Annotated in this window: 12 protein-coding genes; 5 read left to right on the forward strand and 7 right to left on the reverse strand. The window is 39.4% G+C overall.

Annotated elements, in window-relative coordinates; genetic code table 11:
- Positions 1-16 precede the first annotated feature (16 nt).
- Positions 17-1042 (reverse strand): type I glyceraldehyde-3-phosphate dehydrogenase, encoded by a 1026-nt coding sequence (locus DS737_RS10110; protein ID WP_005082062.1) that lies wholly within the window; start codon positions 1040-1042, stop codon positions 17-19.
- A 255-nt stretch (positions 1043-1297) separates the two neighbouring features.
- Here DS737_RS10110 and alaS point away from each other — a divergent pair, with 255 nt between their 5' ends.
- The 3 genes from alaS (at position 1298) to csrA (ending at position 5786) form a co-directional block, all read left to right on the forward strand.
- Positions 1298-3946 (forward strand): alanine--tRNA ligase, encoded by a 2649-nt coding sequence (gene alaS, locus DS737_RS10115; protein WP_171287585.1) that lies wholly within the window; start codon positions 1298-1300, stop codon positions 3944-3946.
- A gap of 63 nt (positions 3947-4009) precedes the next feature.
- The gene (locus DS737_RS10120) at positions 4010-5290 is read left to right on the forward strand and encodes an aspartate kinase (RefSeq protein ID WP_004638520.1); all 1281 of its coding nucleotides are present in this window, start codon (positions 4010-4012) and stop codon (positions 5288-5290) included.
- A 232-nt stretch (positions 5291-5522) separates the two neighbouring features.
- On the forward strand, positions 5523-5786 hold the full coding sequence (gene csrA, locus DS737_RS10125; RefSeq protein WP_005082058.1) for a carbon storage regulator CsrA: 264 nt from the start codon (positions 5523-5525) through the stop codon (positions 5784-5786).
- 51 nt (positions 5787-5837) lie between these two features.
- On the opposite strand, the gene rnhB is transcribed toward csrA, so the two are convergent.
- Together rnhB and DS737_RS10135 are read right to left on the reverse strand one after the other, a co-directional pair.
- A complete protein-coding gene (gene rnhB / locus DS737_RS10130; protein ID WP_017396200.1) occupies positions 5838-6404 on the reverse strand; it encodes a ribonuclease HII in 567 nt (188 codons plus the stop codon).
- 39 nt (positions 6405-6443) lie between these two features.
- Complete coding sequence (locus DS737_RS10135; protein WP_004642122.1) at positions 6444-6824, reverse strand: hypothetical protein; 381 nt, start codon at positions 6822-6824, stop codon at positions 6444-6446.
- Between the two features lie 216 nt (positions 6825-7040).
- Here DS737_RS10135 and DS737_RS10140 point away from each other — a divergent pair, with 216 nt between their 5' ends.
- A complete protein-coding gene (locus tag DS737_RS10140) occupies positions 7041-7595 on the forward strand; it encodes a cytochrome b (protein WP_004638518.1) in 555 nt (184 codons plus the stop codon).
- 42 nt (positions 7596-7637) lie between these two features.
- Here the strand turns inward: DS737_RS10140 and DS737_RS10145 are convergent, their stop codons facing one another.
- The 4 genes from DS737_RS10145 to DS737_RS10160 all read right to left on the reverse strand — a co-directional run bounded on the left by DS737_RS10145 (position 7638) and on the right by DS737_RS10160 (position 12913).
- Positions 7638-8636 carry an adenosine deaminase gene (locus DS737_RS10145; protein WP_113997443.1) on the reverse strand — a complete coding sequence of 333 codons (999 nt, stop codon included), beginning with the start codon at positions 8634-8636 and terminating at the stop codon, positions 7638-7640.
- Positions 8637-8714: 78 nt separating this feature from the next.
- On the reverse strand, positions 8715-10034 hold the full coding sequence (locus DS737_RS10150) for an NCS2 family permease (RefSeq protein ID WP_004638516.1): 1320 nt from the start codon (positions 10032-10034) through the stop codon (positions 8715-8717).
- A 325-nt stretch (positions 10035-10359) separates the two neighbouring features.
- The gene (locus DS737_RS10155) at positions 10360-10545 is read right to left on the reverse strand and encodes a hypothetical protein (protein ID WP_004638515.1); all 186 of its coding nucleotides are present in this window, start codon (positions 10543-10545) and stop codon (positions 10360-10362) included.
- Positions 10546-10732: 187 nt separating this feature from the next.
- The gene (locus tag DS737_RS10160; RefSeq protein WP_113997444.1) at positions 10733-12913 is read right to left on the reverse strand and encodes a TonB-dependent receptor; all 2181 of its coding nucleotides are present in this window, start codon (positions 12911-12913) and stop codon (positions 10733-10735) included.
- Between the two features lie 277 nt (positions 12914-13190).
- On the opposite strand from DS737_RS10160, the gene DS737_RS10165 reads away from it, so the two are divergent.
- A complete protein-coding gene (locus tag DS737_RS10165) occupies positions 13191-15254 on the forward strand; it encodes a TonB-dependent receptor plug domain-containing protein (RefSeq protein WP_113997445.1) in 2064 nt (687 codons plus the stop codon).
- The last annotated feature ends 132 nt before the right edge of the window (positions 15255-15386 follow it).

The raw sequence follows: 15386 nt of genomic DNA on the forward strand, positions 1-15386 counted from the left end.
TTTTTAGTTATAAAATTTATGAGTCAAACGACTCACACAAATCGAGTAAACGATTTGCGTATCCCCATTCATTATCATACCACGCAAAAACTTTGGCTTGATGACCGACAACCATGGTCTGAGTCAAATCTACAATTAAGGAATATGGCGAATGATTAAAATCGCTAGAGACCAGATCTTCATCGGTCACTTGCATAATCTGTGCATAATCAGACTGTGCAGCCTTGACTAATATTTCATTTACTTTATGCACCGTAATTGGTGAATGCGATACAAAGGTTAAATCAATTGCTGCAACATTAATCGTTGGCACTCGGATGGAATAACCATCTATTCGATTTTCCATTTTCGGCATAACGCGTTTCAATGCGCCTAAAGCACTTGACGTCGTTGGAATAATATTCTGACCTGAAGCCCGTGCTCGGCGTAAATCACGATGCGCATGATCCAAAACAGATTGATCAGCAGTCACTGCGTGAATTTCAGTCATTAAGGCTGTATCAATACCAAAAGCATCATCAATAATCTTCACTAAAGGGACTAAAGCTTGCGTGGTACATGAAACGCCAGAGATGATTTGATCAGTTGCTTTTACATCGGCATGGTTTACACCATAAACAATTGCAGCATCCACACTATCAAATGGCGCCGCACCAATAATGACGCGTTTCGCCCCTGCCTCAATATGACGAGTTGCATCCGCTCGCGAACGGAATAACCCTGTACACTCCAGCACCACATCGATCTCTAAATCTTTCCAAGGAAGCAACTCAGGCTGCTCTTGTTTAAATACCTGCAGTTTAAGCTGACGCTGATGGGACTGAATATTTAAAAAAATATGTTGGTTTTCAATCTGAATTTCAACTTGTCCAGCAAAGCGCCCATGTGTTGTGTCGTATTTAAATAGATGTACCAATGTTTGTACGTCAGCGACGTCATTAATTGCAACAATCTCAAATTGGAACTGTTTAGGATTTTCAAACCATGCACGTAATACATTCCGGCCAATTCGACCAAATCCATTGATAGCGATACGTTGCATGCAGAGCCCTTGTTCATCAAAACATCATCATTTATGTGCTATATGGTAAAACATGAAGCGCGCTGTTGAATATAGATTTTTAGCTTAAACACAGTTTTATATGATATTGCTTGTAAAATCGTTGGTCGGATAGGTATTTTCCGTTATAATTTAGCACTTTTAAAATCCATGCCATGCGATAGGCTCGATTGTAGAACCTTTAACAATCACCTTAATTGCATATAGCCAAATTCAAAATTATGGAGTGTCTTGGTTGTGAGTACTCGTTTTATGACATCAGCTGAAATTCGTGAAGCATTTTTGCGTTACTTTGAATCGCAAGGGCATACACGTGTCGCTTCGAGCTCACTCGTTCCCGCCAACGACCCAACTTTGCTGTTTACCAATGCTGGTATGAACCAGTTTAAAGATTGTTTCTTAGGTTTAGAAAAGCGCGACTATGTCCGTGCTGTTTCATCACAAAAATGTGTCCGTGCTGGCGGTAAGCACAACGACCTCGACAACGTAGGTTATACAGCACGCCATCACACTTTCTTTGAAATGTTGGGCAACTTCTCTTTTGGTGATTATTTCAAACAAAATGCCTTGAAATTTGCTTGGGAATTTTTAACTAGCGAACAGTGGTTAGGCTTACCGAAAGATCGTTTATATGTCACGGTTTATCATACTGATGACGAAGCATTTGATATCTGGAATAAAGAAATCGGTGTAGATGCTGAACGTATCATCCGTATTGGCGACAATAAAGGTGGTCAATACGCTTCGGATAACTTCTGGGCAATGGGTGATACAGGGCCTTGTGGTCCTTGCTCAGAAATTTTCTACGATCATGGCGACCACATTTGGGGTGGTTTACCGGGTACGCCAGAAGAAGATGGCGATCGTTTCATTGAAATCTGGAATAACGTTTTCATGCAGTTCAACCGTACTGCGGATGGCGTGATGCACCCTCTTCCAGCACCTTCTGTTGATACCGGGATGGGCTTAGAACGTATTTCTGCTGTACTTCAACATGTCAACTCAAACTATGAAATTGACCTATTCCAACACTTACTAAAAGCGGCAGCCAACATCATTGGTATAGAGGATGAAGGTCAACCATCACTCCGTGTAGTTGCTGATCATGCACGTTCTTGCTGCTTCTTAATTGCCGATGGCGTAAACCCTTCAAATGAAGGTCGTGGTTATGTATTACGTCGTATTATTCGTCGTGCAGTACGCCATGGTAACAAGCTTGGGGCTACTGGTACATTCTTCTACAAAATGTTGCAACCTTTAATTGAGGTTATGGGCGAAGCATATCCTGAACTTGCTGCTCGCAAAGATGTCATCGAAGCAACGTTAATCCGTGAAGAAGAACAGTTTGCTAAAACACTTGAACAAGGTTTGAAATTACTTGAGGGTGAACTCGCACAACTCAAAGGTAATGTGATTGCAGGTGAAACGGTATTTAAACTTTATGATACTTATGGTTTCCCAACAGATTTAACCGCAGATATTGCACGTGAACGTGATCTAACAATCGATGAAGCTGGTTTTGAGGTCGAAATGGCGGCACAGCGTCAACGTGCACGTGATGCAGGAAAATTCGCAGTAGACTATAACAGCATTGTGAAAGTTGAAGGTGAAACCCAATTCGACGGTTATGAAGCAACTCATGGCCAAGGTCAAATTGTTGCGATCTATAAAGATGGTATTCAGGTTGACGAGATCAATGAAGGTGATGAAGCCCTAATTGTGTTGAATCAAACACCTTTCTACGCAGAAAGCGGTGGTCAAATCGGTGACACAGGTATCTTCAAAAACGATACAGGTATCTTTGAAGTACAAGATACCAAGAAATCTGGTGGCGCTTTTGTTCACCAAGGTATCGTAACCGTGGGTAGCCTAAAAGCGACTCAAAGTGTTGAAGCAACCGTCAAAGCAGACATTCGTGCAGCAACTGCACGTAATCACTCTGCAACACACCTATTACATGCAGCTTTACGTCAAATTTTAGGTGATCATGTTCAGCAAAAAGGTTCTCTCGTTGCTAGCGACATTTTACGTTTTGACTTTGCAAACGACCAACCGGTGACATTTGAACAGCTTCAACTAATCGAACGTTTGGTTAATGCAGAAATTATAGCAAACACCCCAGTGACAACCGAATTACTTGATATCGAAACAGCCAAAGCCAAAGGTGCAATGATGTTGTTCGGTGAAAAGTACGGTGACGAAGTTCGTGTGTTATCTATGGGCTCCGTGATTGAAGAGAAGAACTTCTCTATCGAACTCTGTGGTGGTATTCACGTTAAGCGTACTGGTGATATTGGTCTGTTCAAAATCACATCTGAGGGCGGTGTCGCTGCTGGCGTTCGTCGTATCGAAGCCGTTACTGGTACTCAAGCACTTGAAGTCGTGCAAAAAGTAGATCATGACATTCAAACCATTAACAGCTTATTAAAAGCTCAGAAAGACCAAACTGTAGAAAAAGTTGAAGCAGTTGTTGAAACAGCTTCAAGCTTACAAAAGCAAATCGAACAACTGAATCAAAAATTAGCAAGCTTCCAAGCGGCTGAATTATTGGATCAGGTGAAAGACATTGCTGGACGTCAAACACTCATTACAACAGTGAAAGGTTTAGATGCCAAATCATTACGCAATTTACATGACAGCGTAAAATCAAAATTGGAAGATGCAGTCATTATTTTAGCTGGCATTGAAGGCGATAAAGTGAGTTTAATCGCATCTGTCGCTAAACAATATACTGCAAATCTAAAGGCAGGTGACATCATCAAACACTTAGCTCAAGAACTTGGTGGTAAAGGTGGTGGTAAACCTGACTTAGCACAAGGTGGCGCGCCACTAAACGAGAAGTTCGACCAAGTCATTGCGGCATTGCCTGCTTGGCTTGAGCAATAAGAACTTCACTTTTGTGTAACTGACCCTGATGCCTCTCAGGGTCATGGCTTATATGGAACAACTATGGCATTAATCGTTCAAAAATATGGCGGTACCTCTATGGGTACTCCTGAGCGCATTTTAAATGTTGCTCGTCGTGTCAAGCGTTGGCATGATCATGGTCACAAGGTGGTCGTGGTCGTGTCTGCTATGAGTGGTGAAACCAACCGCTTACTTGCGCTTGCTAAAGCCATTACCAGCACCCCTGACCCACGTGAACTTGATCAAATGGTGTCAACGGGTGAACAAGTAACGATTTCCATGTTAGCTATGGCACTTAATTCTATTGGTGTAGAAGCTAAATCATATACTGGTCGTCAAGTTGGTATCAAAACTGACAGTGCTTTTACCAAAGCACGTATAGAGTCTATTGATACCGATGTGATGACCAAAGATTTAGATGCAGGTCGTGTTCTCGTGGTTGCTGGTTTCCAAGGCTTTGATGCTGATGGCAATACAACAACTTTAGGTCGTGGTGGTTCTGATACATCTGGTGTAGCCATCGCAGCTGCATTGAAAGCAGATGAATGTCAGATTTACACTGATGTTGATGGCGTTTACACCACTGACCCTCGTGTTGCTCCCAAAGCAAAGAAAGTTGATCGTATTTCTTTCGAAGAGATGCTAGAAATGGCATCTTTGGGTTCAAAAGTTTTACAAATTCGCTCTGTTGAGTTCGCTGGTAAATACCAAGTCCCATTACGCGTATTATCTAGTTTCGATAATGACAATGACGGCGCATTTGACGAAGAATTTAAACAAAATGTAGGCACACTAATTACCACTGAGGCGGAAGACGATATGGAACAACCAATCATCGCAGGTATTGCATTTAACCGTGACGAAGCAAAATTAACGATTCTAGGCGTGCCTGATGAGCCTGGTATTGCATCAAAAATCTTGTCGCCGATTAGTAATGCCAACATCGAAGTGGATATGATTATCCAAAATGTAGAAGAAGATGGTACAACTGATTTCACTTTTACAGTAAATCGTACTGATCTTGCTAAAGCAAAAGCAATTTTAGAGCAAACAGCGAGTAGCATTGAAGGATGTGAAGTTGTTACGCGTGATGATATTGTAAAAGTCTCTATCGTTGGTGTAGGCATGCGCTCACACGCTGGCGTTGCTAGTAAAATGTTCACAGCTTTAGCTGAAGAAAGCATTAATATTCTCATGATTTCTACATCAGAAATTAAAATTTCTGTGTTAATCGAAGAAAACTATTTAGAATTAGCAGTTCGTTGTTTACACACAGCTTTTGGTCTAGACCGCGAGCATGGTGAAAGCAGCGCACGTGCTTAATTTGTAGCTAGTTAAATATTTACTTTCAAGTAAATAATAAAAAAAACAGAGCCACTATAGTTTTTTTAATAGTGGCTCTGTTATATTAGCGCAGAGGTTTTAAGAAAGTTCTCACAAAATTTACGAAAAAAAATTTTTTACATAATTTTGTTAGAATTTTCTGTATATTAGGCTGTGCTTTCGAACAATGAATTCCCTGTCGCAAGTTTAAGCGTTTAGCAAGGAGATAAACATGCTGATTCTGACCCGTCGTGTCGGAGAAACATTAATGATTGGGGATCAAGTCAGTGTTACTGTGCTTGGCGTAAAAGGCAATCAGGTGCGTATTGGTGTAAATGCTCCAAAAGAAGTTTCTGTGCATCGTGAGGAAATTTACCAACGTATCCAACATGAACGTGCCATGCATGAGCATTTACAACATCTTGATCAAGATTATCAACATACGTATGAAGAAGAGAGTAATGATTTCTCTCAACATAATAACTTTAATCGTTAATATACCGAATTCTTCAATAATTAAAGCGACTACAATAGTCGCTTTAATTGCTTATAAGCCTAGTGCTTTCTTGACTGGTCCATAACTACGTCGATGCTCATCAATTACCCCATGTATTGCTATCGCCTCAAAATGAGCCTTAGTAGGATAACCTTTGTGCTTAGCAAAACCATAATTCGGATATTCCAAATCTAAAGCTTTCATTTGGCGATCTCGCGTAACTTTAGCCAGAATGCTGGCCGCACTGATCTCAGCATGCGTTGCATCACCACCAACAATTGCTTCACAAGGAATATTGATTCCTTTAGGGATTTGGTTACCATCCACAATCACTTTTGCTGGTTGAGTTGCTAATGCTTCTACTGCTCGACGCATCGCAAGGAAGGTGGCTTGTAATATATTAAATTCATCGATTTCCACGTGGCTTGCTTCAGCAATAGACCAAGCGAGTGCTTTTTCTTGAATCTCTGCAAATAATTTTTCACGTTTCTTTTCGGTCAACTTTTTTGAGTCATTTAGACCTTCAATTGGATTATTTGGGTCCAAAATTACTGCCGCAGCAACCACAGAACCTACTAAAGGCCCTCTCCCTGCCTCATCGACACCAGCAATCGTCATATTACATCTCTCAACAAGAGGCTGATACAGCCTCATTTACTACTTCGCTTTGTTTAACGCTTCATTCACACAGGTATTTACAGTTTCCGTAACTACCTTATTTACAATCATAGCGCGTGCAGCAGGATCAACTGCTGCCGTTGCAAGATCAAAGGCAGTCACACTTTCAGGTGCTTTATCACTGACACAACCACACACATTGGTTTGAATCTCGTTTCTTTGCTCTGTGCTCATAAGACGTGTAGCAGTTTTCCATGCTGGAATATTGTTGATTTCATTTAAGCACTTTGCATTTACAGCAACTTTTAAAGCAGCCATACCCAATTGCTGTGAGGTTGCTGTAGGGTTATTTGTATCTGTCGCAGCACATCCTGCAACCGCTAAAACCAATGGAGCAACAGTCAATACTAATTTTTTCATATTTTTTTACCTACCTAAATTTTGGCAGGCGTATTGTGCCTAAACGCGAGCATTTATGATATGACCTAAATTCAATTTTACAGAATATAACAATTTGAATTATTGCATTCTAATTAAACGTCCTAAGGATAAAACGCTCTGTTACATATACATAGTATGAGACGTTTATTTCCATATTTAGAATCAAATGACTCATATCACAGCTAGGATGTTGCGATGTCAACCTCAGCACAATACTACACCCGTACAGCACAAGTATTGCATTGGCTCATGGCAGCGATTTTTATTGTTGCATGGCTTATTGGTTTTTATAGTGGAAATTTTCTAAGCTACGAAGTTGATGGTAGCTTCAAAGGCAGTGTCATTACCTTACATAAGAATATTGCAACGACGATTATTTTCTTGGTCCTTATTCGAATATTTTGGCGTTATACCCATCCCGCTCCCAAACTTCCCGACACAATGTCACCAATGATGAAAACCTTGGCGCATGTTGGACATTTCCTACTTTATTTAATGCTCTTGGCATTACCAATCACTGGTTGTTTATTTAGTTGGAGTGCTGGTCATCCTGCGCCTGTGTTATATCTTTTCGAAATTCCAAGATTAGTTCAAGATAATCCAGAGCTTCTAGCAATTGTAAAACCACTTCATATTTATTTGTCATGGTTTGCAGGGTTACTGATCGTTGGACATGCTTTAGCGGCAGTTAAACATCATTTTATCGATAAAGATAATGTCTTACGAAGCATGTTAAAACAACCTAAATAAACCCTTGAATATAAAAAAACCGCATCATGCGGTTTTTTCCGTTTAAATTTTCTTTACTTCATCAATCCACTTTTGCTTTTCTTCATCTGATATAAATGACGCTTCAAATGAATTAATCGCAAGTTGTTTTAGCTCATCATTGGATAACTCTAAGGCCTGCTGAATCGCAACAAAGTTATCATTCATATAACCACCGAAATATGAAGGATCATCAGAGTTTACTGTGACATGCACACCTTTTTGCAGTAAACGGCGGATATTATGCTCTGCCATATCATTTACTACACATAACTTTAGATTACTTAAAGGACACACAGTTAATGGCATCTTTTCTGCAATCAAGCGCGCCATAAGTTGTTCATCTTCTTCTGAACGAACACCATGATCAATACGATTGACTTTGAGTAAGTCCAGAGCTTCCCAAATATATGCTGGAGGGCCTTCTTCACCTGCATGTGCAACGATTAAGAAACCTGCTTCACGCGCTTTGGCAAAAACACGTTCAAATTTTGCTGGCGGATGCCCGACTTCACTTGAATCAAGTCCAATTGCAATAATGTCATCTTTAAAGGGCAATGCTTGCTCAAGTGTCTCAAAGGCTTTCTCTTCACTTAAATGACGCAAGAAACACATGATTAACTGTGAACTAATTCCAAGCTTCTCTTTGGCATCGTTACAAGCACGCTTTAAGCCAGCAATGACGGTAGCAAACTCCACACCACGCTCAGTATGTGTTTGAGGATCAAAGAACATTTCTGTATGCACGACTCGATCTTCAGCGCATTTTTCAAAATACGCCCAAGCCAGATCATAGAAATCTTGTTCATACACCAGCACATTTGCGCCTGCATAGTAAATATCTAAAAAAGATTGAAGATTATGGAAGTTATACGCTTGCTTCACTTCTTCGACAGATTGGTAAGGAATCTGAATCTGATTACGCTGTGCAATTGCAAACATCAGTTCTGGTTCAAAAGTACCCTCAATATGCACATGCAACTCGGCTTTGGGTAAAGCACGAATCAGCTCGACTTGATTCATATTAACTCCGCGTCTAAATAAAAAAGGGTGTTGCCTAATCAGGTACACCCTTTAAAAGGTTTCTAATTTTTAAGCGACTTAACCGCCAAATGCAACAAACTTAAATACCCACAGTGCTGCAATGATCCAGACCATATAAGGTACTGTCTTTGCTTTGCCCGTAAGTAGTTTAACCAATGCATAGCTAATAAAGCCCATTGCGATACCATCCGCAATCGAATAGGTAAATGGCATGAATACGATCGTTAAAAAGGCAGGTACTGCTTCAGTGATATCATCCCAATCAATATGGGTGATTCCTTGAATCATCAATACTCCAATAAACAACAATGCAGGTGCTGTAGCAAAACCTGGTACAGATTGAGCAAGTGGTGCTAAAAATAAACAGCCAACAAATAACACAGCAACTACTACCGCCGTTAAACCTGTACGTCCACCTGCAGCAACCCCAGAAGCCGATTCAATGTACGGAGTTGTTGATGATGTACCTAATGCAGCACCTGCAACGATTGCTGATGAATCAGCAAACAATGCCTTTTTCAGGCGCGGTAATTTACCATCTTTCAACAAACCCGCACGGTGTGAAACACCAACCAAGGTTCCTGTACTGTCAAATAAATCAACAATGAAGAATACGAAGATAACGCCGATCATGCTGGCAGTGAATAGACCCTCAAAGTCCATTTTCATAAATGTTGGAGCAATTGATGGAATATGACCAACTACACCCTTAAACTCATTTAAACCTAAAGCTGTTGCAATTGCGGTAATCACTAAAATACTAATAATGATTGCACCACGTATTTTGAACTGATGCAAAACCACGATCATTAAAAAGCCAAATAAAGCGAGTAACACTGTTGGTTGTTTGATATCCCCTAAACCGACTAAAGTTGCAGGATTATCAACAATAATCCCAGCATTTTTTAATGCAATCAAAGCAAGAAATAATCCAATACCACCACCAATCGCCAGTTTCAACGACATCGGAATAGCATTGACAATCGCTTCACGAATCTTCATAAAGCTAATCGCAAGGAAAACCAAACCAGAAATAAATACTGCTGCTAAAGCGGTTTCCCAAGGCACTCCCATACCCAAGCATACTGAGTATGTAAAGTAAGCATTCAAGCCCATACCTGGGGCTAAAGCAATTGGATAATTCGCAATTAACCCCATCACCAAACAGCCAATCGCCGCAGCTAAGCAGGTTGCTACAAATACAGCACCATGATCCATTCCTGTTTCTGAAAGAATCAATGGATTTACAATAATGATGTAACACATGGTCAAAAATGTAGTTACACCTGCAAGAACTTCTGTTCTAAAACTCGTTTTGTTATCGCTTAATTTAAATAAGCGTTCTAACAAACCTGCCGAAGCATTAGGCGTTGCCATAATAGCACCTGTCAAAATCTAAGATCGTAGGAGATAAAATCTATACCTTTGTGTTTCAAACTTTTTTGAATTTTTCACCAAAAGGTATACAAAGCTGAAAGCAATCTATATGCCAGCTCGATATGCGTCACATCAAAACATGTATAAATCTAATTCCGCTATCAAAATATAAAAAGCCGCATAACAATATGCAGCTTTTTATTTAATGGTAAATATTTTAGCAGATTCTAATAGGAACTTGCGTACCTTCAATCAAAAAAAGATGACTTACTGATCGCGACAAATGCATCAAATTAGCTCAAAATCTTATAGCAGATCTTGTTACCTATTTAGTTTGTTTTAGACTGCTCAAATGTGTATGTGGGTTATGTTGAATTTCATTCAAACTATGCTCAGCTTCATGAACAACTTTCATAAGTTCTTGACGTTTTTTCGTCTGTGCATCTTCATAACTGGTATAACCCAAAACGAGAATAGAAAATAAGAATAGGAGTACAAGTGCGATCTTCATTATTATTATCTCTTTGTTAGTGTTTTCTCTGATTCTAACAAATTTTGTGACTTTGTAGTTATTTTTCTAAATTAATTCCTTTCTGACAGCATTTTATAGTTTGCGTATGGCGTCCTACGTTTATAAGAAAGAAAAAAGCACTTTTGTTGATCAAAAGTGCTTTTTTATATGTGACTTGTTCAAGCCATTAGAATTGATAGTTTAAACGTACCAAGAAATTACGTGGTGTGCCTGGCATCGAGTCTGAACGCCAATATTCTTTATTGGTCAAGTTATTGACAGCAATCGTCAGGTTCCAAGGGGCAGCGCTATAACCAATCGCAGCATCGAGACGTGTAAACCCCTTAAAATCGGTCGGTTCTCTATCTAAATTACCATTTAGATATACCTTCGCATCTCCTACATAAGTTGCACCAATTTCTCCATAGATTTTATCTGTAGGTAGATAACGAACAAATAAATTACCTATATGTTTTGGTACATTATTCAGTTCTTTTCCAACATTTTTTGGTTTTTCTTTATCTTTAGTAACTTCTGCATCTATATAGCTGTATCCACCTCGTACAAAAACATTATCGAGTGCACGACCAATAAAGCTAAACTCCATTCCTCGAGAACGATGCTGTCCGCCAACTGCCCATTCTTCTGGTTTATTCTCAGGATCTGGTTTATAGCGGATATTATTCTTACGAATATCGAAAACAGAAAATTGAGTATTCAAACGATCATTTAACCAATCACTTTTTACACCAACTTCGTATTGCTCGTTGTATTGAGGATCGGCATCAAACGCATTAACATTTGTATCCGCAGATACGACACTCACTCCCACTCGACCACCAAATGGAGCAAAACTTTTACTATAAGAAGCATAGAAACTTTGACTTTCTACAGGCTGCCAAATAAAACCGATGTTTGGACTAAAGCTTTCTCCATCAATACTACGTTGGTAATCCTTCTCTTCACTTGTCTTCAAACGATTAGTTGTTTGCGAGTGGAAGTAATCATAGCGCCCACCCAACATCATTTTGAAATAGTCATTAAAACTAATCAGGTCTTGAATGAATACACCATAGCCTTCCCCTTGGTTATAGTTATGTGTTCGTATTTTTAGAGCACCTGTACCTCTTGAATGACTACGTTCCCCAGTTAACGGATTTACATAACCATAAATAGCCGTACCATTTTCATTTTGATTTGCAAGCAAAGGTTCGCGTTGTTCATAGGTCCAATCAGCACCCAGCAATAAATTATGTTTTATGCTTCCAGTATTGAACTCACCCTGAATATCAAAGGTATTACTTGTAGTTTTGTTACTTGTTTGCTGCCAATAGTAGAGCTGTGAAATATCACCGACATGTCCATTACAAGCTCCTACATCTGTTAAACAAAGACTACCCAAGTAAAAATGATCAAAATTCTGCTCAGTTTCTCGATAGCTAACAGCCCAATGAAAGTTCCAATTTGGTGCAAACTCATAATTCAGGTCAGATCGTGCAACTTGTAAAATGTCATTTACATAGTCACCCTCTTGTGCAAAACCTGTTTTGATTGATGTACCTTTAGGTAGAGCAGTAAATGAAGGGCCACGATCTGGAACACGATGTAATTTATCGTAGGTATACTGCATTGTCCAAGTTAAGCCATCATCATTTTTATATGTAAAACTTGGGGAAAGCATCTCGATTTTGTTTTCGATACCTGAACGGAAACTGTTCGACTCGCCATATTCTCCTGTCAAACGGACAGCAAAGTTATCATTTAGAACTTGGTTGAAATCCAACGTTGTTCCATAGTTATCATATGATCCACCATAAATCCCTACCGAACTTTTAGAGTCAAAATTGGCAAATTTACTCACCATATTGATCACACCGCCACCTGAACTACGACCATAAAGTACAGATGCTGGACCTTTTAAAATTTCGATACGTTCAACATTTGCTGTACTCCGACGTATTTGACCACTTTCACGAATACCATCTCGATAAATATCACCAGTATCAGCATTAAAACCCCGTATGCTGATACCATCACCACGCATATCATAACTCGTTGATACGCCTGGCGTACCTTGCAACATCACACTTAAATCATTTGAGCCATAAATTTTATATTTCTGCACATCAATCGTATCAATGGTTTGCGGAATATCTTTTTTCTTTAATCCATTACGCGTCACACTCGCTTGATCATAATCAATATAACTTTTGATCGGATCAAGCTCACTCATCGCCTCAATTTTAATTGTAGGCATGACAGCGGTTTGTTCATTTGCGATTGCATGCTGAGCTTGCAACAACATCAAGCTCAATACACTAAATTTAAAAATGGGCTGTTCGAACAACCCTAACGCAGCAGACTTCATAAAAATTCCAAAAAAACTCAGACTAAATTTCAAAAAATAAAATAATAAAATGCGTTACAATTTTAATAAAAATAATTCTCATTTTCATCATATTTATATTTTTTCTTCATGCTTTCGATTATTTCTTATGCATACTATCCAAGCAAACCTCAACGAATATACTAAATGCTATTTTTTATAAAAATTCCCGCGATTTTGCTGATCAAATTCCACTTTTCTACACAATTTTACATTAGGCTACACACAAAATAATTTGATATTTTTTGGGGTAACTATAATGAAACCATCGCTCTACCATGGGAAGTTGAGTCTGCTAAGCTCTGCCCTATTCACAATGAGTAGCTTCGTTTTTGCTGAAGATTATAGTTCTTATTCCCCGCAAGTAGACACTGCCACTCAAGTGCTTCCTACATTGACATTTAATGCATCCGCTGAACCCCAAAAGCAACAAGATGATGATATCAGCGCGGTACCCAAGACGATTATTAGCCGTGAAGAAATGCTTGAATATGGCGATCAATCTGTAATGGATGCTTTACGCCGTGCAGCAGGTTTTCAATTACCTAGCTTTGGTCAAGGACCACGCGGAGGCGGAGGTGCTTCAGGTATGCGTTTTCGCGGTGGTGGTGCGCCGACTTTTTTGATTAATGGTGAACCAATACAAGGTGGTCCGCGTGGTGGCATGTCAATTATTGACACCATCACTCCAGAAATGATTGAACGTATAGAAGTCATTAAACAACCGAGTGTGGCACAATCTTCAGTTGCTTCATCAGCGGTCATTAATATTATTTTAAAAGAACCAATCAACACCCGTATAAATGGCACAGTTAAGTTAGGTTATGGCTTACGTGAAAGCGGGCAACAAGAAATGGAAAGAAAGCAGATCAATGTCCAAGCAGATGGTCGTGAAAATCAATGGTCTTATAGTCTATCCGCCAATCAAATGTGGATCGATAATACCTCTATTTCAAAAACCGAATCTGAAACAGGTACACGTGAAAATGTTCGTACTGTAAATCGAAACATGCAGATGTTTTCTCCACGTCTACAATACGATCTGGATGATCAGCAAAAACTCATTGCAGAGTTGTTTTACCGCAACATAAAAATGGAGGGTCACTCAGCCAATCAAATACAAGATGATAAAAATGACAGTATCCGATTAAACACACGTTATGAACGAAAAGACAAAAATCTCAGTGATAAAATTCGTTTTTCAATTGAACGACAGACTGAAAGCCAACTAACTCGCTCACCAGAGCAACGAATCTACACAGATGAAACCATCAATGAATATGGTTTGGCTTATGATGGAACGAGAAAGTTGGATTCAAATCGTCAACTTAAATTTGGTCTAGACAGTCGTTTTAATGAGCTCGATAGTAATGTTAGCAAAAGCCTAAATGAACAACGCTATGCAGTGTACGGAGAAGGAAGTTGGCGTTTTACCGATCGCCAAACGATGACCTTAGGTGCACGTCAAGAGTGGATCGATCGTTCTGGCTTGGTTGACTACCAAGATCAACATCTCAGTCCAGTACTTGCTTACCGTTTTAACCTCACCGATCAATGGTCATTGCAAACTAATTTAAGCCAAGCCTTTCGTAGCCCTAAATCAGATCGTTTAATTCCTACCGTCACCGTTTCAACAGATAATGATGCTGGCTCATTAAACAATCCAGATCGTGGTGGCAATCCAAATCTGAAAGCTGAAAAAATTCATGCAATTGAGTCAACGCTTGCTTATGACTCAGCGAGTGGAGGTATCAGCTTGACTGCCTATCATCGAGAAATTAAAGATTACATCGAAAAAGTCGTCAGTTTGGAAGGAAATCGTTATGTTGAACGTCCACAAAACCAAGATGAGGCAACTACTTATGGAGTCGAAATTTCTGGTCGTTATGCTTTAAAACAAACTGAAGCAGGTCATGCCTTTATGCTTAATGGACAAATATCTACTGTGCGTGCAACCATTAAAAATCAGCAACAACATGAACGTCTTGTCAGCGATGTTGCACCATACAATATCAGTACAGGTCTATCTTATAGTTATAAGCCGTGGCAGCTTTCCAACAGCATAAACATGAGCTATACCCCAGAATTTAAACGTGCGTTGGATGGTCAACCTTATGACCGTACAACCAATGAACGTTTTAGTTTAAATTTAAGTACAACCAAACGTTTTGCAGATGGTTGGGCTGCAAGCTTGAACTTAAACAATATCCTCAGCACCGATTATAAAGAGCGCCTGACTTATCAATCTGATGGTCGTTTGTATCAAGCACGAAGCAATGAAAGTATTCCTAACTTTCAATTTACACTCGAAAAGAAGTTTTAATCTTCATAAAATCTATTGATGTAAACCGAACACCGTTTCACAAAAAGCCAATGACCTTCGTCGTTGGCTTTTTTCTTGCTACTTATATTGAGATTTATGTTTATCTTATGAAAAATAAACAAGATCTCAATG

It is taken from the genome of Acinetobacter haemolyticus (assembly GCF_003323815.1).
GTDB lineage: Bacteria > Pseudomonadota > Gammaproteobacteria > Pseudomonadales > Moraxellaceae > Acinetobacter > Acinetobacter haemolyticus.